12 protein-coding genes are annotated in these 20,130 nt (G+C 34.5%); all 12 read left to right on the top strand.

Going from position 1 to position 20,130, the window contains the following annotated elements; translation table 11 throughout:
- The first annotated feature begins 12 nt into the window (after positions 1 to 12).
- The 12 genes from B0A65_RS11135 (at position 13) to B0A65_RS11080 (ending at position 20,055) form a co-directional block, all read left to right on the top strand.
- Positions 13 to 1,323, top strand: a complete 1,311-nt coding sequence (locus tag B0A65_RS11135; protein WP_123890322.1) for an OprO/OprP family phosphate-selective porin — start codon at positions 13 to 15, stop codon at positions 1,321 to 1,323.
- Positions 1,324 to 1,934: 611 nt separating this feature from the next.
- Positions 1,935 to 2,531 carry an RNA polymerase sigma factor gene (locus B0A65_RS11130; protein WP_074658877.1) on the top strand — a complete coding sequence of 199 codons (597 nt, stop codon included), beginning with the start codon at positions 1,935 to 1,937 and terminating at the stop codon, positions 2,529 to 2,531.
- Between the two features lie 199 nt (positions 2,532 to 2,730).
- Positions 2,731 to 3,876 carry a FecR family protein gene (locus tag B0A65_RS11125; RefSeq protein ID WP_074658875.1) on the top strand — a complete coding sequence of 382 codons (1,146 nt, stop codon included), beginning with the start codon at positions 2,731 to 2,733 and terminating at the stop codon, positions 3,874 to 3,876.
- A 173-nt stretch (positions 3,877 to 4,049) separates the two neighbouring features.
- Positions 4,050 to 7,373, top strand: coding sequence for a SusC/RagA family TonB-linked outer membrane protein (locus B0A65_RS11120; RefSeq protein WP_207556422.1), 3,324 nt, complete (start codon positions 4,050 to 4,052; stop codon positions 7,371 to 7,373).
- Positions 7,374 to 7,378: 5 nt separating this feature from the next.
- Positions 7,379 to 8,824 carry a RagB/SusD family nutrient uptake outer membrane protein gene (locus B0A65_RS11115; RefSeq protein ID WP_074658871.1) on the top strand — a complete coding sequence of 482 codons (1,446 nt, stop codon included), beginning with the start codon at positions 7,379 to 7,381 and terminating at the stop codon, positions 8,822 to 8,824.
- Between the two features lie 15 nt (positions 8,825 to 8,839).
- Positions 8,840 to 9,607: a DUF4843 domain-containing protein gene (locus tag B0A65_RS11110; RefSeq protein ID WP_074658869.1), complete on the top strand. Its 768-nt coding sequence runs from the start codon at positions 8,840 to 8,842 to the stop codon at positions 9,605 to 9,607.
- A gap of 30 nt (positions 9,608 to 9,637) precedes the next feature.
- Positions 9,638 to 11,128 (top strand): PKD-like family lipoprotein, encoded by a 1,491-nt coding sequence (locus B0A65_RS11105; protein ID WP_074658867.1) that lies wholly within the window; start codon positions 9,638 to 9,640, stop codon positions 11,126 to 11,128.
- Between the two features lie 65 nt (positions 11,129 to 11,193).
- Positions 11,194 to 12,063, top strand: a complete 870-nt coding sequence (locus B0A65_RS11100) for a thioredoxin family protein (RefSeq protein WP_074658865.1) — start codon at positions 11,194 to 11,196, stop codon at positions 12,061 to 12,063.
- A gap of 6 nt (positions 12,064 to 12,069) precedes the next feature.
- Positions 12,070 to 13,545: a retropepsin-like aspartic protease gene (locus B0A65_RS11095; RefSeq protein WP_083370406.1), complete on the top strand. Its 1,476-nt coding sequence runs from the start codon at positions 12,070 to 12,072 to the stop codon at positions 13,543 to 13,545.
- 17 nt (positions 13,546 to 13,562) lie between these two features.
- The gene (locus tag B0A65_RS23525) at positions 13,563 to 14,948 is read left to right on the top strand and encodes a TlpA family protein disulfide reductase (RefSeq protein ID WP_074658861.1); all 1,386 of its coding nucleotides are present in this window, start codon (positions 13,563 to 13,565) and stop codon (positions 14,946 to 14,948) included.
- A 106-nt stretch (positions 14,949 to 15,054) separates the two neighbouring features.
- Positions 15,055 to 17,874: a M16 family metallopeptidase gene (locus B0A65_RS11085; RefSeq protein ID WP_074658859.1), complete on the top strand. Its 2,820-nt coding sequence runs from the start codon at positions 15,055 to 15,057 to the stop codon at positions 17,872 to 17,874.
- A 141-nt stretch (positions 17,875 to 18,015) separates the two neighbouring features.
- On the top strand, positions 18,016 to 20,055 hold the full coding sequence (locus B0A65_RS11080; RefSeq protein ID WP_074658857.1) for a protein-disulfide reductase DsbD family protein: 2,040 nt from the start codon (positions 18,016 to 18,018) through the stop codon (positions 20,053 to 20,055).
- The last annotated feature ends 75 nt before the right edge of the window (positions 20,056 to 20,130 follow it).

Here is a 20,130-nt window from a genome sequence, read left to right as displayed (position 1 = left end):
AATTAATTTATTTTGAAAGCCAAAAAAGCGATATTATATTGTTTATCCCAACAGCAATTGCAGGTCGCTCTGATTGTTTTTGTAATGCTGCTTTTTCCTTGTCGTTCCTTCTGTCAGGATACACAAAAAACAGTGCCAGATGGAACCGAAGGCGACGTATTGCAAAAGGTAGATACAACCACGAAAAAAAAGTTGCCCTGGAATATGTTTGACACTAGTATTACAACAATCAAGTTGGGGGCCGGTTTTTTGTATGAATATGCTGGATATACCCAAAATGCAACAGCTAAAAGACAAATGGATTCGATTGGTAGTCCACTTAAATATGATTTTGATGTTCGTGATTTTAGGGTCCTAATAGGCGGCCAGCTCAAAACAAAAAGAACCATAACCTGGAAAGCCGGTTTTATGTATGATGGCGATGCGAAAGAATGGTACGTTCGGGAGTCAGGAGTTATGATTGCAACTCCAGAGATCTGGGGAAGTATTTTTATTGGTCGTACTAAAGAAGGTTTCTCACTTAGTAAAGTAATGAATGGTTACTCCGGAGAATCTTTAGAACGACATATGAATATTGACGCGATACCCATTCTAGGTGATGGTATAAAATGGCTTGGCTATCTTCCAAAACTAGGAATTGTGTGGAATATGGGGATTTTTGCAGACTGGCTTTCGCATAAGCAGGGATTTAGTACCTATAGTTGGCAATTTATAACGAGAGCTGCCTGGCTACCTATTCATTCAGAAGAAAAACAAACGACGCTTCACATTGGAGGTAATTTCAGAATTGGACAGCCGGAGGATAATATGATCAGACTTAAATCAAGACCCGAATCAAACACAGCTCCCATTTTTATAGATACAGGTACTTTTTCATCCAATCAGGGAACTTTTATTGGCTGGGAGATCTACTATAACAAAGGACCATGGCTATTTGGAACAGAATATAACTGGGAAATGTTTAATTCAAAAGAAAAAAACGATCCTGTTTTTCATGGGGGAGAAGTAATGATGAGTTACATTTTTACAGGAGCAAGCAGACCATATACAACGACAAGTGGTATTTATACCTTCATCCCGGTTAAAAAATCTGTTTTTCAGGGAGGAATGGGAGAAATCGAGGCTGCATTAAGATATTCGACCAATGAATTGAATGGGGGACTAATTGAAGGCGGGCGTTTCTGGAGAATAACGCCAACGGTAAACTGGTATCTCTCCGCAAACTTCAGATTTGAATTTGCTTATGGTTACGGAATATTAGACCGATATAGTTTGAAAGGGGCCACCCAGTTTTTTCAATCCAGAATTCAGATTTTATTGTAATAAATAGACATGTACTATTTAAAAATAAAGAAAAAATAAATCATTTCATTTTTAAAATTGTTTTTTAGTTGATATAGCGAAAGGGGTTTTATTGCAATAATGCTAATAAAGCCTATTTCGCTATATGTTTAGTGGTATTTGGGGATACCCTAAAACCTGTAAAGTTGCTGCTTTACAGGTTTTTTTTGGAGTTTAATAGTCCAAAAAAGCAGCTGCTATTTTTGATGTATTTTTAAAATATGGGTTTGATGAACTCTTGTGTTTAATTTCTTTCATATTTATTTATTATAAAAAAATTGAAGGATAAATTTTGAGATTACCATTTCGAAATCTTTTAAATATTTAGTAAGATTTCATACTCAAAATGTTGTGCTGCACCAAAAAATGAAAGACTACGCAACTTTTGATAAATCAGTTTTAAAGGCTGGTAAAAAATGATGATTGTGAAATTTGGCTTAACAAAATAATCTTCAATTTGAATAAAATATATTTGGCTGTTGCTTAAGATAAAACAATCAAAAAGAACTGAAGTTGTTGGTAAAGACCAAATTAAAAATATATGAATTATTTTATTATGTTTGCCGAAACATACCTTTTCAAAACAAAAACAATTGTCAAATTCGGATTTAAATTACGACTTTATTTTAATAGATCGCTTACGCAATGGTGATGAGTCAGCATTGACCGAATTGTATAATAAATTTTGGCAATCTTTATTCGTTTCTTCTTATAATGTATTAAAAGATAAGGAGCTGTGTGAAGATATCATTCAGGATATCTTTATGAATATTTGGCACAATCGCGAAAAACTTGAGATTAACATTTCCTTAAAAGGCTATATGTATGCCTGCGCCCGTTATCAGGTTTTTAATCAGTTCAAAAAGAATAAAGACAAAATTCATGTCGAATTATTTGATGATATTGATAAGCGTTTTCAGCATGCAACTCCTGAAACACAATTGATGCACGAAGAATTAGTGCAGCAGATTAATGCTATCGTGGATACACTTCCTGAAAAATGCCAATTAGTTTACAAATTAAGCAGAGAAGAGCAATTGAGTCATAAAGAAATTGCGGAACGTCTGGACATTTCTACAAAAACGGTCGAAAATCATATTACAAAAGCGCTTCACACCATTCGTTTATCAATGGGAAGTTCTGCCAGTATGGCTATGGTTTTATGGCTTTCAAAAAATCTCATTAAATAACTACAGTTTTTTAAGTTAGAAAAGGTTGGTAAAATTTAGGGTACTGTTTTTTGAATGGTAAAATGAATATTTTCCTATTTTTTTTGATGTTTTCAATAAAAAAAACAATAAAAATAAAAAAAAGTATCATCTCGACTAGGGGGTATATGCCTTTTTGTATACTTAAGTAGTATATCTCCCAGATTAATATTAAAGAAAAATGAAAAAAGAAGAATTTTTGGAATTACTAAACAGATACCTTTCTGGTGAAACCAATTTGGAGGAGAATAAAGTACTGCTGAATTTTTACGAAAGTTTCCAGACTAATGAAGAGTGGGATGAAACGTTAGGTTCTAAAGAAGAGTTGCAGAACAAAATGTTGAACCGAATTCACAATACATTGAAAGCTGAAGAGGTCAAGGTTATTCCGATGAAGCCATTCTATACCCGAACTAGTTTCAGGATTGCTGTGGCTGCTTCTGTGGCAATGCTTATTTCTATTTCTCTATTGTTTAATACAGATAAAAATGTAAAAGGAAATATACCCGCTGTTGCCAGCAAAAATATTTTGGTAGGAAGTGATAAAGCGACATTGACTTTAGAAGACGGTTCTGTTATTGCTTTGGAAAAAGGAAAATCGTATGCAACCGGAAATGTTTCAAGCAATGGAGAAAAACTAATCTATAATTCACAAAATAAAAATCAGGCAATTGCCAATAACTTTTTAACGATTCCGAGAGGAGGACAGTTTTTTGTGCAATTAGGAGATAGCACCAAAGTTTGGCTGAATTCAGAATCGCAATTAAAATATCCGGTTGCTTTTGTTGATGGAGAAACTCGACAAGTGGAACTACTTTATGGAGAAGCTTATTTTGAAGTATCACCAAGTACGAAACACAAAGGCTCAAAATTCAAAGTAAAAACACAATTGCAGAATGTTGAAGTTATTGGAACCCAGTTTAACATCAAAGCCTATAAAGACGAAACCAACATTTATACGACTTTGGTTGAAGGTAAAGTAGCGATTAGCAACGCAAAAAACAGAGAAGTTTTGGCGCCAAGCCAGCAATCAAAAATAAGTTTAAATAGTTCTGATATCAGTATTTCGACTGTAGATGTTTATAACGAAACTTCATGGCGAAAAGGTCTTTTTGTATTTAAAAGTATGACTTTAAAAGATATTTCAAAAGTATTGTCACGCTGGTATGATGTTGATATTGACTTTGCTGATCCGGCTTTAGGAAATGTAAAATTTAATGGAGTATTGAATAAAAATCAAAAACTCGAAGATATATTAACAACCATCAAGAATATTAATTTTATTACTGCCTATGAAATAAAAGACAACAAAGTAATATTGAAATAATAAGAAAAAGGGATTGAAGTTTAGACTTCCGACGGTACCGCACTTCATCCCTTTCTGTGTATTAATCAGTAAGTCAATTTTAACAACCAACCAACCAATTAACATGTAAATTTATGAAATTTAAATTAACCGACGCTCTTTTTTATTTTAGAAAAGGGCTAATTATTAACATTATGAGAACTTTTATTTTCTTGTTTTGCACTGCAATTTTTGGTTTTTCGCCGGCAAATCTTTTCTCTCAAAATGTTAAAGTTGTAATCAACGCTGATAAAACGGTAACAGTTGACGAAGTTTTTGACATTATCAAACAACAAACGAATTATACGTTTATTTATCAGGAAGATTTATTTAAAAAATTACCTAAAGTTCACCTGAAAAAAGGTAAAATCAGAGTAAACGAATTGCTTCAGGCGAGTTTTCCGAGTAAAGATTTTAATTTCAGTTTTACCAATGGGAATACCATTTTAGTAAAAGAAATTCCTGCGGAAAAAGTGGTTGTTTTTCAATCAAAATCGATCGAAATTAAAGGGATTGTGACTAATGCTAAAAAAGAACCCCTTCCGGGAGTTAACGTAAAAGTCAAAGGAACAAATGCAGTGGCTCAAACAGATTTTGATGGAAAGTATACCATTATAGCACCAAATGACGGAATTCTGTTATTTACATTTATTGGATACAAAGCTGAAATTATTGCTGTAAACAACAGACCAAATATTAACATTGTACTTGCGGAAGAAACCAAACAACTTGAAGGAGTTGTAGTAAATACGGGAGTTACAGTACGTAAAAAAGAATTAATTACCGGAGCCGTAACCATTTTTAGAGGAGAAGAATTAAGACAGGTTTCTACTCAAAATGCTGTTCAGGCTTTAAAATCTTTAGACCCTTCCTTTATTGTATTAGATAATAATTTAGTAGGTTCAAATCCGAATGTTTTGCCAACTATTGAGGTGAGAGGGCAAACGAGTTTAACTTCAAATCAGGTAGATAGCCAGTTTAGAGACGATCCGAATCAGCCTTTGTTTATTTTGGATGGTTTTCCAACAACGCTGCAGCAGGTTGTCGATTTAGATATAAATAGAATTGCGAGTATCACTTTATTGAAAGATGCGGCTTCTACAGCTTTATATGGTTCGCGTTCAGCAAATGGAGTAGTGGTTATTGAAACCAATAAGCCTATTCCGGGAAAACTGCAATTTTCATACGTATATAATTCCTCTTATGAAGTTGCAGATTTAAGTGTTTATCATTTAATGAATGCAGAACAAAAACTAGAATTTGAAAGACTTTCAGGTGCTTTTTATGCAGGCGATGGAGCGACTCCCGCTACGCAATACAAATGGGATCAAGTGTATAATAATCGTCTTGCAGATGTACGCCGTGGTGTAAATACATATTGGTTAAACGAGCCAATTCAAATGGGAATAACTTCAGGACATAGTTTGTCATTTGGCGGTGGATCAGAGGAATTTAGGTTTAATCTTGCCGGAAATTACAAAACAAAATCGGGTACAATGAAAGGCTCTGAGCATAACACCTGGGGATATAATGGTTCATTGACGTACAAGAAAAATAAACTAAGTTTTAATAATAATTTCTTTGTTTCGGGAGCAGACAATAATGAATCGCAATATGGTTCTTTTGAAACCTGGGCAAAAGCCAGTCCTTATTATCCAAAATATAATGAGAACGGAGTTATAACACGTTACATGGATGGTACTTCTTTGCCAATACCAGAGAAACAGCCAATCATTGTAAATCACGCTATTAATCCACTATATAATGTGTTTTTGCCTAGTTATGATAAATCGAATGACTTTAATTTCACGAATAATTTTGCTATTAATTATGATGTGAATTCACATATTAGAACTACAGGAGCCATATCTGTTTCTCAGCTTAATACTTATGCAACAACATTCGTGTCTCCTGATGATACTCAGTTTATTAATAACATCGCAACAGAAAAAGGAACTTACAACAGAAATGAAATCTCAAGAAAAAAATGGGAAGCTAATCTTGGAGGAACTTATTCAAACGTTTTTAATAATGTTCACTCTTTAAATTATACCATCAGAGCATCAGGGAGAGAAGCAAAAAATACGGCTTATGGTACTGATTTAATTGGATTTCCAAGTGGAGTTCAGGGGATTCCGGAGTTTGCTTTTGGATATAAACCAAACGGTAAACCATCATCCTTGTCAGAATTGGTGCGAAGTGTTGATTTAACAAACCAGGTGAATTACGCTTACGATAAAAGATTTTTGTTCGATTTCACACAAACAATGTCCGGAGCAACAAATTTTGGGACCAATAAAAAATATTCACCTTATTGGGGGATTGGTTTTGGATGGAATTTGAATAATGAATTCAAAATGAACGAGGATATTGTAAATATCTTAAAAGTACGTGCAAATATCGGTCAAACCGGAAATCAAAATTTAGTGGGGTATGCCTCTTATGATGTTTATGCCTACGATCCAAATACCAATATTTTTGGAGCAGGTTTAGGAATCTCACAAATTGCAAATCCAAATTTAGAGCCTCAAAGAACAAAGGATTTATCGTTAGGATTAGATTTGGCAATGTTCAGAAACAGGTTAACGGCTACTTTTGGCGCATACAGACGTCAGACTTCACCACAGATTGTGGCGATCGATCTTGCCGCTTCGACAGGTGTAACTGCTTATCCTTTAAATGTTGGTTATTTGACAACCAGGGGTTTAGAGATAAAAATAAATTACAATTTCATTTACGATTTAAGAAATAACTTTATTTGGGGCGTAGGTTTAATGTCCGCATCCGGAGATAATAAATTAGGCGGATTCAACAATGCATTATCATCTTTAAATGATGCAGCTCAAAAAACGACAAGTCTAACAAGATATTATGACGGAGCGAGCAGCAATGATCTTTGGGCAGTTCCATCTTTAGGAATTGATCCTGCAACCGGAAGAGAGGTTTTCTTGAAGAAAAACGGACAGACGACTTTTACTTTAGATAAAAAAGATGAAGTTGTGATGGGGAATTCAAGAGAAACTGCAACAGGCGTTGTTTCGACAAACTTGGCTTACAAAGGTTTTAGTTTTGGATTGTTCGTACGTTACAGTTTTGGTGCTGAGAGATTCAACTCCGCTTTATACAACAAAGTAGAGAACATTGCGAAGAGTAATATTTTTGATAACCAAGATGAGAGAGCCTTTACAGATCGTTGGACAACACCAGGGCAACTGGCAGAATTTAAGGCTATTGGCTTAACAAACGCCACACCAATATCATCAAGATTTATACAAAAAGACGATTATGTTTCTGGTGAATCTATCCGTTTGGGATACAGATTTACCGATCGCGCTTGGCTAAAAAGAGCAGGCTTAACTGCATTTGGATTTAATGCATTAGCAAACGAATTTTTCAGAGTTTCCTCTTTAAAAGCAGAACGTGGTATCGATTATCCTTTTTCAAGAATCTATTCAATTAGTTTAAACGTATCATTTTAATAATTATGAAAAAGCATCTATATAAAATTACATTCCTTTTTTTAGTATCCCTGGCGGCTGGCAGCTGTAGTGATTTTTTGGAAGTAGTACCACAAGATCAGATTTTAGAATCCCAAACCTATAGTTCAGAGGCGGGAGTTCAAAATGTACATAACGGGCTTTATCTTCAATTGTCTTCAAGAAGCCTTTACGGACAACAGCTTACCATGGATGCTGTCGAGATTTTGGCACAGCAATACAACATCTCCGGAACTCATTACCAAGCCTCAATGGCAACATATGCTTACGCCGAAAAAACGCCAAAAGCAACATTGTCAGGTATTTGGGAAAAAGCATATACGACCATTCTATCTTCAAATAAATTTTTAGAAAGCATAGACGAGCATGCGGGAGTTATCTCTGTCGAAAAAGCCAATCTGTTAAAAGGAGAGGCGATTGCCATTCGTGCGATGCTTCATTTTGACATGCTGCGTTTATTTGGGCCAATTTACAAAGTCGCTCCCGGAGATCCTTCAGTTCCTTATTATGATAAGCCCGTAACCACCAGTAATCCGATTTTGCCAGCTAAAGAAGTAGTCGCAAAAGTACTTGCTGATTTAGATTTGTCTTTAAGCTTGTTGACAAAAGACCCGATATTGACCGTGGGAAAATATGCGGCCTCATCAGCATTTGATGGTAATCCGTATTATGCTGCAAATCGTGGACAAAGAATGAATTATTTAGCCGTAAAATGTCTAAAAGCCCGCGTTCTTTTATATTCGGGAGATAAAGTTGGAGCATCGACGGTAGCAAATGAAGTGATTGCATTTACGAAATCAAATCAATTTTTTCCCTGGACACCATTTTTAGAAGCCACAAATGCTGCTAATCCTGACCGAACTTTTTCTTCAGAAAATTTCTTTTCATTAAGTGATTACACTCTATATACGAAACAGAAAGATTTATTCGATTCCAGCTTAGATGATTTCACCATATATGCTCCGTTATTGAGCCGATTAACAGCTGTTTTTGAATCTAATGATAATGATTACAGAAGCTTACCAAGTTGGAAAATTCCGATTGTTGGCGGAAAAACCCAGAAAACTTTTTTTAAATATGAAGATGTAACCGATAAAACAAAACTTTTCCGTTTGCAGATTCCTATGCTAAAACTTTCAGAAATGTATTTGATTGCGGCCGAAACTGCTCCGGTTCCTGCTGATGGAATTGCTTTTTTGAATACACTTCGTTTTAACCGTGGTTTGACAAATTTGGCAGCGACGGCAGTTGTAGCAACAGAAGTTACAAAAGAGTATAAAAAAGAATTTATGGGCGAAGGTCAATTGTTTTTTTACTACAAAAGAATCAATTCAGCTACGATTCCACTTGGTTCAGCTGCTTCTGGTAACGTGACAATGGGACCACTTCAATACGTTTTGCCATTGCCGGATTCTGAGATTAATTTTCAATAATTTAAAAAAGTAAACATGAAAAAAATATTCATTTTAAATATTGTTTTTTTAGCCTTTTTGAGCCTTACATCATGTAATCAGGAAGAAATACAAACATACTCAGGCACAGATAATATTTATTTTTCGCCTTCAGTGTACCCAATTACGGCACTTAGAATATTAACAGACAGCGTAGGAGTAAGTTTTGCATTAGAGAAACCCGTAATTATCGAGAAAACATATAAAATTCCGATTCGTGTTCAGGGTAAATTAAGTGATGCCGATAGAAAAGTGAAAGTGTCAATTGATCCTTCATCTACAGCTGTTCAGGGAACACATTTTAAACTTCCTGACAATATAGTAATGCATGCCGGAAGAGAAGTAGATACCATTGAAGTGAAATTCTTTAGAACTCCGGAAATGAAAAACAAAAGCTTCTTGCTTGTTTTAAATTTAGAAGAAAATGAAGCGTTTACTACTAAAATGGAAAGCACCGTTACAAATGTTTTAACAAAAAAAACAATGAGCCATGTTCGTTTTAAATTATCTATTGATGATAAATTAACACAGCCTCCTGGTTGGTTTACTACTTATTTGAGCACTTTTTCAGCCAAAAAATTCTTTTTAATGTGTGATTTGATTCATTTAGAGCCGGAGATGTTTAACCAAAAACTGGGATCACCTGGTTTGGCGATTGCAGATATTCAGTATTACGGCAATTTTATGAAACGCTACCTCGCAGATCAAAAAGCAATGGGGAATATTATTTATGACGAAAATGGTACTGAAATGTTCTTCCTATAAAAATCATTCTAATTTTAAAAATTCAACAAAATGTTAGAAAAAATAAAAATAAAATTTACAGTAATAATGCTTATTCTCTTGGGTTGCAGCTGTGCGAATGATGAAGGGAATTATGATTATACAGCTATAAACGAATTGAAAGTAACTGGAATTCAAAAAGAATACACAGCCTATAGCGGAGAAAATTTTAAAATAACACCAGAATTAAATCCAACCCAAGATGACGGAACAGATCCTGATCGTTATACTTATGAATGGGTTGCAGCAAATCCTGTTAAACTGGGAGCAGAGGCTAAAATACTGTTTGCAACAACTAAAAATTTGGATGGGCTATTAAAGTTGCCGCCAGCACAATACAATGTTTACTATTTCATTAAAGATAAAGTAACAGGTGTAAAATGGCAACAAACTCCTTTTGTATTAAACGTGGTTTCATCTATTTATGAAGGATGGCTGGTAATTGGCGATGTTAACGGAAAAGCGCGTTTAGACATGGTATCCATTATTCCGGGTGTTGCACAACCGCGCATTATTATTGATGTTTTAGATGCGTCGGGTTCAGCATTAAAGTTGACAGGAAAAGCGGTCGATGTAGAGTGTTTCAATCAGCCATTTGTTACTCCAATTATCTACGGAGTTTATGTAACGGCTTCAGAGAGTGGTACAGCCAGATTAGACCCGGATTCATTTGGATGGACATTGTCTCAAAATATTGCCTACGAAACTGTTGGAGGCGCGCTTCCAACTAATTTTGGAGTCGACTTTATGAAATCTCCGTTAGCAGGGCAAAATTTTCTTTACAGCAAAGGTGATATTTATGCTTTATACAGAACATTTCAATTTAAATATGGTTTGCCTCAAAACAAACTTGATACCGAAACTAAGAACTTTTACGCAGCCCCTTTTATAGCTGAAAATTTTGGTTCAAGCGGTGCTCCAATTTTTTATGATCGTGATAAACGCCGTTTTATACGTTACGAAATGTCAAAAGGTACTTGTTCAATGATGCCAACAGTAACACCTTCGGCAAACTCTATAGATTGGAATAATACCAATAGTGATTTGGTTTTTATGACCACTTCAGCTTTTAATTTTGGTGAAAATTTCGCAGTACTAAAAGATATTACGACTGGTAAATTTAATCTATTGCGTTTCACTACTGCACTTGCACAAGTTTATTACAAAGAAATTCTCAATGCGCCAGATTTTGATAAAGCGACCAAGTTTGCCGTAAGCCCAGATTCGGGATATTTGTTTTATGCCGTTGGAGGAAAATTATATGAGTACGATAACGGAACGCAAAAAGCCAAGTTAATGCTCGACAAAGGTGCTGATGAAATTACTTTTATAGATTTTAATGCAAGATCCAAAACCTTTGCCAAAAAGTTAATAGTTGGAAGCTACGGAACCACAGGAACATTAGAATTATATACTGTTCCGCCAGTTAACGGAAATTTAATTCTTGACAATAGTTACACCGGTTTGAGCAAAATTGTTGATGTCGCTTACCGATTACGATAACCTAAAAAAAAATAAAAGCCGAATGTTGAAAGACACATTCGGCTAAACCCAAAAAACACATTTTTATGATACGTATTTTAAAAATTGCAAGTGCATTTTTGCTGCTTGCCTGTCCTTCTATTGCCTTAAAAGCCCAGACACAATCTACAGATGAGAGCTGGGAATTGGTTAAAAAACAAGCTGTTGCCGAAAAGAAATTGATATTTGTCGATTTGTATTTTACAGGCTGCATGCCTTGTGCCAAAATGGATAAAGAAGTATTTCCGGACCCAAAAGTTACAGAAATTCTAAGCTCTGATTTTGTCACTTTCAAATCGGATATTATGAAGGAAGAAATCGGAAAAAAACTTTGCATGAAATATGGCGTAACCGGTTTTCCAACCTTCTTATTAATTAATTCCGATGGAAAAGTAATTGATATCGCAGCAGGTTTTCAGCCAGTCGATCAATTCACAGCATTGCTTCAAAATGCAAAAGATGGCGCAAAAAAGGGAAATTTCAAGAAATATAGCACTAAGATTGATGTAAAAGACTATCCGGAATTTTATGAGCAAGCGTTTATGGCTGGTAAAAGAAGCGTGCCTTTTGAAGTGTTGGATGGTTATTTGAAATCTAAATCAATATTAGATGAAGTTCCATTTGTAATTGTTACCGGATTAAGAGTAGGGAATCAATACGATGATTTATTTCTAAAAAATGCCAATCAATTATACAATGATTATGGAAAATCTAGTGTTGCCAATCACGTATTTGGCATTTTAATGAAAAAGAAAAAAGAGTTTGAAAAAACCAACGATCTGGCTTCATTCAAAAAACTAATCGATCAGTATAAAACACTTTATACTCCTGAAGAATGGACAAGATTTGAAGGTTTTTTACTGAAAGATTTTGGTGTTGTTAAAGCATCAAATAGCACCTATACATTGCAAAAATAATTTTAAATGAAAAAAATATTGATGTTTCTGATGCTGTTTATTGCTTTTTTGGCGAATGCCCAAAAGAGCGATATTCCGCAGCTTGTTAAAGCCTTCGAACAGTCATTTCAAAAGAAAGATTACAACAGTTTGAAAGATCTTTTAGCGCCGCAGTTTAATGTTGGAGCGGGAGACTCCTCTTCAAATGAATTTTATCTGACAAGTATTTTTAATGCTTTTCCGGTATTGGATTCTTTACAAATTGGAAAATCTGCTGTAGTTAAAAATGAAACCCGTGTTTCCGTCGATTTTTACTTTAAAGGACAGGAAAAAAAGGCATCAGAAATAGTTTTCAATCCAGAAAATAAAATACTGTATGTGACTTTTTTTGACCGATTATACAGAGTTGACCGAAATGCAGCTGTTCAAAAATTAGCCAGTATTCCGTTTGAAATAATCGAAAATGGAATTGCTATCAAAATAAAATTAAACAAGTCGGAACGCGAATTTTTAATGCTTTTTGATACCGGAGCCGACGGAATGGCTTTGAATCCCGACAGTGCTTACAAAGCTGGAGTTGTAGTAACAAAAAGCAAAACAGCATCGGTCGTTGGAGGAAGCAAGCAAGTACAGTATTCTGCTGATAACACCATTTATATTGGAAATCAGATTCTTAAAAATCAAGGACTTGTTATTTTTCCAAAAAGCGGTGTTTATGACGGTATATTCGGCGCCAATTTATTACGCAATTACATCACAAAAGTAAATTTTGACACCAAGACTATCGATTTATACAATTTTGGAAATTATGTGTACGACGGCAAAGTAAAACCGTTAGTTTTTGATTATAAAACCGGATTGCCAGTTGTCAAATTGAGCTTGACTCTTGAGGATAAAAAAACAGTCGAAGGCAATTTTACATTTGATACCGGCGCGGGTTACAATTTGATTGCTTTTGGACCTTTTAATCATAACAATAATTTACAGCAAAGTGTGACACCAGAATTCACGTCGACAAATTTCAGTCTAGGACATCAAACGCAAATTATTGGAGGAGAAATTCCGAAAATATCGATTGCCGGAAATGATTTTTCGAACATAACAATCGCAGTGCAGGAATATCAGGAAGAGAATAAAAACTGGGCTTCCGCGGATGGATCTCTCGGTTTCGAGTTAATCAGGCGTTTCAATTTTACAATCGATTTATTGCACAAAACGGTTTATTTAGAACCCAATAAAAGCTTTAAAAGACCTTCGTCTTTTTATCTGTCAGGACTTGATTTAGATTTTGACGAAGAAAATAATCTGATTATAAAGAAAATTATGAACACCGAAAATGAAGATTTAAAAAAGATTCAGCCAGGTGCCAAAATAACACAAATCAACGATTTTGAAATTACCGATTTGCGCAACCCCGAAACTATTAAAAAACTAAAAAACAACAAAGAAACTAAAGATTTTATCATCGAACAGAACGAACAATCTGTGAGAATCTCACTTTAATCAAAAAACAAAAAATTATGAAAAAACACACTATCTACCTACTTCTAATTGCCATTTTTATTGGGCAGTTCAGTTTTGCTTCAGCTGCTTCTGAGTATGCTGTTATTAAAGGAACAATCGATATTCCTGATGCCAAAATCAAAGAAATCACAATCTACAATGCCGAAGAAGGAAAACCCGCTGTAGCTGCAACTGCAAAAGTAAATTCCTTAGGCGAATTTGGGTTTATGCTGCCAATTACAACTTCTGGATTTTACTATGTTGATTTCGGACAAATGAAAAGCAGAAAGCAATTAATTCGTTTGTATTTAGAACCAAAATTGGATATTAATATTGCAATCAGTAAAGATACTTACGCTTTAAGCGGAAAAAATGTAGGTCAGAATGCCTTAGTTCAGAAAGCAAATGATATTTACAATGAATTTGCTGTTTTTGCACAGCTAGGAGGTAATATTACTTATTTAGATTTTTATCCGTGGATTGATGGTGGTGTGGCAAGAGCTAATGCATTTTCGAAAACCATTAATACCAAAGACGCTTCGTTTAATAAACTATTGAAATTAGCAGTTGCAACTGATGTTGAGGAATTAAGTTATTTCTTTTTTAGAATGCCACGAACTGCGTTTCCTGAAAAAAACGATCGTCCGGCAATTATAAAAACGTGGCAGACAGACAAAAAATTTACAGATCCTGATTTGTTAAAATTGGCAAATGGAGTTTCAGAAATGTCAAATTATTTCATGTATATTCATATTAATGCTGAAGGTCCAGCGAAACGTTTTGATATGACAGAAGCCATCACCCATATTACAGATCCAACTTTGAAAGATGTTTACTTGCGTGATGCAATAGCTACTTCGAGAATGAAAATCGAAGAATACGAAAATATAGCACCAGCTATCAAACCATATATGATTTCTGATGCAAGTAAATCATTCTTAGTTGAATACGAAAAAGTACTTCATAAAAGCGTAGGTCAAAAAGGATTGGAATTCAGTTATAACGACATCAACAATAAACCAGTTTCATTTTCAGATTTTAAAGGAAAATACGTTTACATCGATTTATGGGCAACTTGGTGCGGACCTTGTAAAGCAGAAATTCCATACATGAAAAAAATCGAAGAAGAATATCATGACAAAAATATTGTGTTCGTAAGTCTTTCACTAGACAAAGCAAAAGACAATCAAAAATGGAAAGATTTCGTAAAGAAAGAACAGTTGCAAGGAATTCAACTTATGGCTGATAAAGATTTTAGTTCTGATGTTGCCAAAAATTACGAAGTGAATTCCATTCCGAGATTTTTATTATTTGATCCAAAAGGAAACATCATCAATGCTGATGCTTTAAGACCTTCAAGTCCAGAATTAAAAGTACAGCTGGATAAATTATTGAAGTCATAATTAACTAAATTATTAAACACATAGAAACATAGATTTATAAGTAAGACTTAATTATGTATCTATGTGTTTGATATTCAGAAACTAAAAATTAAAAAAGAAATATATAATGTTTAAAAAACACAAATCTGCCTTTGTTTTATTGCTGGCAATTGGAAATATTTTCGTTTCAAATGCTCAAAATTTCAAAGCAAATGACGCGATTGCGGTCAATCAGAAAATAAAAAAAGGAGTATTGCCAAACGGAATGACGTATTATATTTATGCGACAACGGTAAATAAAAATACAGCCAGTTATTATATCATTCAAAACGTAGGTTCAATTTTAGAAAATGACCAACAAAAAGGTTTGGCGCATTTTCTGGAACACATGGCTTTTAACGGAACCAAACATTTTGAAGGAAAAGGAATTTTAAACACACTTGAAAAACAAGGAGCTGTTTTTGGCAAAAATATCAACGCTTACACGAGCACAGACGAAACAGTTTACAATCTGGATAATATTCCGTCAAAAGATGGAGGAGTAGTTGATACGTGTCTATTGGTTTTGCACGATTGGTCTAATTTCTTGTCTTTAACAAACGAAGAAATCGATGCTGAGCGCGGTGTAATTACAGAAGAATGGAGAACAAGACAAAATGCAGGAGCCCGTATTTACGACCAGCTTTCGCCATTTTATTACAACAACAGTTTGTATACTTATCGCAAACCAATTGGTGACATGCAAATTGTCAAAAACTTTGATTATCAGACATTAAAAGATTTTTACAAAGATTGGTATCGTCCGGACTTACAAGCGATTGCCATCGTTGGAGATATTAATGCCACAGAAATTGAAGAAAAAATAAAGAAGCTTTTTGCAGATATTCCGGCGCCTTCAAATCCTAAAAAACGTATTGAAATCGCCATTCCGGACAATGATAAAGCAACTTCTAAATTGGCTTTGGATAAAGAAATATCTTCTGCAAGTATCATTTTTATGATGCGTCGTAAAGCAGAAAAACCAGACCATAATTTTGCTGATTTTGAAAAATCTACGCAGCGTAACGTTGCATTTTCATTGATTAATAACAGATTACGTGAAATCGCACAAAAAGAGGATTGTCCTTTTAAGAGTGCGCAAATTGGAACTCAGAGTTTTAGTCGATTAAATGATATTTCATTCGCTAGTATTTCGCCTAAACCAAACCAACAGCAGGCTGCTTTTACCGCAGTTATGAACGAATGGATACGTGCTTCTAAATTTGGATTTTCTAAAGGAGAAATAGAAAGAGCCGTTGCCGATAGAATTTCAACTTATGAAAATTATGTAGAAAAGATAAACGAGATTTCGCATAAAAGCGTGATTGAAATGGTGAAAAGTGATTATTTAAAACATGAAATCATCAACGATCCTGTGCAAGAACTTGAAATGGAAAAAGCGGCTTTAAAAAATATAGATACCGCAATCCTTCAAAAACAACTTACTGAATTGTACTCGGAAAACAATAGAGTAGTTGCAGTTACAGGAGTTGAAAACGAAAATAACCTAACGCACGAGCAAGCTTACGAAATCATAAATAAAGCCGAAAACGACCCTACTTTAAAACCGTATGTAGACACTTTTGTAGCTCAAAGCTTAATGGGGGATACCGTTTTAAATCCTGGGAAAATTGTTTCAGAGCAAAAAACGACAGCAATTGATGCAACGACTTATGTGCTGAGTAATGGCGTAAAAGTGCATTATAAATTTGCAGACAAAAATAAAAAGGAGGTAGAATTAAAAGCGGAAAGTTTTGGCGGAACTTCTTTGTATGATCCTCAGGATATTCCTTCGGCAGATCGTGCAACAAGTCTTGCCATGATGTCTGGGATTGGAGTTTTCAAGAATACAGATTTAGAAAAAGTACTGAAAGGGAAAACTGCAAATACCAGCGTTTCGATCCAGTCTTTGACAGAAATGGTTTCAGGTTCTGCAAATGTGAAAGATATTGAGACCATGATGCAATTAGTTTACTTACGCTTTCAAAAACCAAGATTTGATGCTGATATGTTTTCATTGATGAAACAAAGATTAGAAAATGGCTTAAAAAACAAAGAAAAAGATCTTAATGCAAAAATGCAGGATAGTTTAACGGTTGCTATTTATGGTAAAAATAATCCAAGAGTACGTCCGGTAGATCAGAAATATATTGACGATTTGTCTTTCGATAAGATGAAATCAATTTATGAGAATCGTTTTTCGGATGTGTCTAATTTTGAATTTTATATAGTTGGAGATGTGACTCCCGAGGTTCTAAAACCTTTACTTGAGAAATATATTGCAAGTATAAATGGTATTAAACGTGATGAAAAGTTTAAAAACAATAGTCCAAAATGGATTTCTACCAAAATCGATAAGGATATTTTTATCAAAATGGAAAATCCAAAGAGTACCGTGAGAATTGTATATCAGGAGGAACGCCCTTATTCGCAAAAAAATAGAATTACTGCCGCTTTTTTAGGTGATATTTTAACGTTGAGATATACTGAAAGTCTGCGTGAAAAAGAAGGCGGAACGTATGGTGCGCAAGTAAAATGTGCGATGGAAAAATTACCGGTTCCAAAAGTAAATCTTCAGATTTCATTTGATTGTGATGCTGCCAAAGTGGAGCATTTATTACCGATAGTATATCAGGAAATTGAGAAAATTAAGAAAGGGGAAATTGTTGCAGGAGATCTGGAGAAAACCAAAACTAATTATATAAAATCAAGAGCAGACAGCAAAGATTTTAATAGTTACAGTATGGATTTGATGACCAATTATTTCAAGAACAATTACAATATGGAGGACCCTAAAAATTACTTTGATATTGTAAATAATATGAGCAAAAAAGATATTCAGGACTTCGCGATTTCTTTCTTTAGCAAAGCCGATGCTTCAGAAGTAGTGTTTAAACCGCTTCAATAGTCTTCAAATTTTTTTATAAAAGTGTTTAATTTGTTTTTCCTATCAATAAATATTTTGAATTAGTAAGCGAGATAAGCTGTATAGGAAATATAAGAGGGCTGTTTTTTGCTATTCAGCCCTCTTTTTTTTAAAATTTCACCCATGAACAAGAACCTGTTTTTAGTAAGTCTGCTATTGTTTTTTTCAATGATGGCGGAGGCTCAGATATACAATCCCATCAAGTGGAAAGCCAGTGTAAAGAAAATTTCAGACACTGAATATGAATTAAATGCTCAGGCTGTAATCGAAAACGGCTGGCATTTATACAGTCAGATTGTGGCGGATGGAGGACCAATTCCAACTCATTTTACCTTTTCTAAAACTCCTGATTTTCAATTAATTGAAAATGTAAAAGAAGAAAAGGGAAAAACGATCAATGATCCCATTTTTAAGTTGCAGATTAAATTTTTTGAAAAGGAAACTTCTTTTAAACAGCTTATAAAAGTTAATAGAAACAAACCTTTCAAAATCAAAGCTGAAGTGGAGTTTATGGTTTGCAATGACGAAAATTGTCTGCCTCCAACTTATGATGAATTGGAGTTTAATGTGAATCCAACAATTCAGCCAATTGTTGATAAAACGATTCCGGAAGCTATCACCGAAGTTGGCAGGATTGATTCTTCAGCTTCAATTGAAATTAAAGCAGATACAGTTTCGGAAAAAAAACCTGTTTTGCCAATAAAAACTGCGGCTAAAAAGAAATTGCACCAACCGAAATTAGATAGTTTGTGGACGATTTTTATATTGTCTTTTTTCTCTGGTTTTGCCGCCTTATTGACACCTTGCGTGTTTCCTATGATTCCAATGACAGTCAGCTTTTTTACCAAACAAAGTAAATCGAAGTCACAGGGAATTAGAAAAGCCATTTTTTACGGAATTTTTATTATCACAATCTACATTTTTCTTGGGGCTGTCGTAACCTGGGCTTTTGGAGCCGATTCACTAAATGCGCTTTCAACTAATGTTTGGTTCAATGTGATTTTCTTTTTGTTATTGCTGTTTTTTGCCTTTTCGTTTTTGGGCGCTTTCGAAATTATGCTTCCCAATTCATTGGCAAACAAGGTCGATAATCAGGCAGATAAAGGTGGAATTATCGGGATATTGTTTATGGCTTTAGCTTTGGCAATTGTATCCTTTTCATGCACAGGACCGATTGTAGGAACATTATTGGTCGAAGCAGCATCAAGAGGCGGAATTGCACCTTTCATGGGAATGTTTGGTTTTTCGTTGGCTTTAGCCTTGCCTTTTACTTTATTCGCAGCTTTTCCGGGTTGGTTGAATTCTTTACCAAAATCGGGTGGATGGCTGAATTCTGTAAAAGTGTTTTTAGGATTTTTGGAACTGGCTCTGGCTTTCAAATTTTTATCCAATGCCGATTTGGTTTTACAATTGCACTGGCTGGAAAGAGAAACCTTTTTAGCAATCTGGATTGGAATCTTTGCAACATTAGCCCTTTATTTATTTGGAAAAATACAATTGCCACACGATAGTCCGTTGTCGCATATTAGTGTGGGACGATTAGGGCTTGGAATTATCGTTTTATCTTTTACTGTTTATCTCATTCCCGGAATTTGGGGCGCACCGTTAAAAATGATAAGTGGTTTTCCACCTCCTTTAAATTACAGTGAAATTCCCAATGGCTTTGGAAATAATGCTGTTTCAGGTGAAACTGTAAATCTTCCGGAAGGAGCAGAGTTTGGACCTCATAATATCATAGCTTTTACAGATTATGATAAGGGAATGGCCTATGCGAGAAAAAGGAGAAAACCTGTGATGATAGATTTTACTGGTCATGCATGCGTAAATTGTCGAAAAATGGAAGATAATGTTTGGTCTGATGAACAAGTATTAAAAATTCTAAAAGGAGATCTGGTTTTGATTTCTCTGTATGTTGATGACAAAAGAGAATTACCGGAAAATGAAAAAGATGTTTCCAAACTGACCGGAAAAAAAATCAAATATATTGGACAAAAATGGAGTGAATTTCAAACAATAACTTATAAAACCAATGCACAGCCTTTTTACGTTCTAATTAATAATAATGGCGATTTATTGAGCGAACCATCAGCCTATAATTCAGATATAAATGAATATTTGGATTGGTTGAAAGAAGGAATTTTTAGTTTTAAAACAAATAATTAGAATGATAAATTAAATCTCATTTTAGTTAAAAAATAATTTTATTTAGTTTTATTAATTGTTTGCTGAGAGGTTAAA

The sequence above is a fragment of the Flavobacterium frigidimaris genome (assembly GCF_002217275.1).
Classification (GTDB): domain Bacteria; phylum Bacteroidota; class Bacteroidia; order Flavobacteriales; family Flavobacteriaceae; genus Flavobacterium; species Flavobacterium aquidurense.
The sequence above is the reverse complement of the archived record's forward strand: the minus strand, read 5'-3'. Positions and strand labels throughout refer to the sequence as shown.

Excerpts from the sequence above, each read along its gene's own strand:
- B0A65_RS23525 (WP_074658861.1), top strand. The coding sequence starts at position 13,563 with ATGAAAAAACACACTATCTACCTACTTCTAATTGCCATTTTTATTGGG.
- B0A65_RS11120 (WP_207556422.1), top strand. The coding sequence starts at position 4,050 with ATGAGAACTTTTATTTTCTTGTTTTGCACTGCAATTTTTGGTTTTTCG.
- B0A65_RS11095 (WP_083370406.1), top strand. The coding sequence starts at position 12,070 with ATGAAAAAAATATTGATGTTTCTGATGCTGTTTATTGCTTTTTTGGCG.
- B0A65_RS11080 (WP_074658857.1), top strand. The coding sequence starts at position 18,016 with ATGAACAAGAACCTGTTTTTAGTAAGTCTGCTATTGTTTTTTTCAATG.
- B0A65_RS11110 (WP_074658869.1), top strand. The coding sequence starts at position 8,840 with ATGAAAAAAATATTCATTTTAAATATTGTTTTTTTAGCCTTTTTGAGC.
- B0A65_RS11100 (WP_074658865.1), top strand. The coding sequence starts at position 11,194 with ATGATACGTATTTTAAAAATTGCAAGTGCATTTTTGCTGCTTGCCTGT.
- B0A65_RS11105 (WP_074658867.1), top strand. The coding sequence starts at position 9,638 with ATGTTAGAAAAAATAAAAATAAAATTTACAGTAATAATGCTTATTCTC.
- B0A65_RS11125 (WP_074658875.1), top strand. The coding sequence starts at position 2,731 with ATGAAAAAAGAAGAATTTTTGGAATTACTAAACAGATACCTTTCTGGT.
- B0A65_RS11115 (WP_074658871.1), top strand. The coding sequence starts at position 7,379 with ATGAAAAAGCATCTATATAAAATTACATTCCTTTTTTTAGTATCCCTG.
- B0A65_RS11085 (WP_074658859.1), top strand. The coding sequence starts at position 15,055 with ATGTTTAAAAAACACAAATCTGCCTTTGTTTTATTGCTGGCAATTGGA.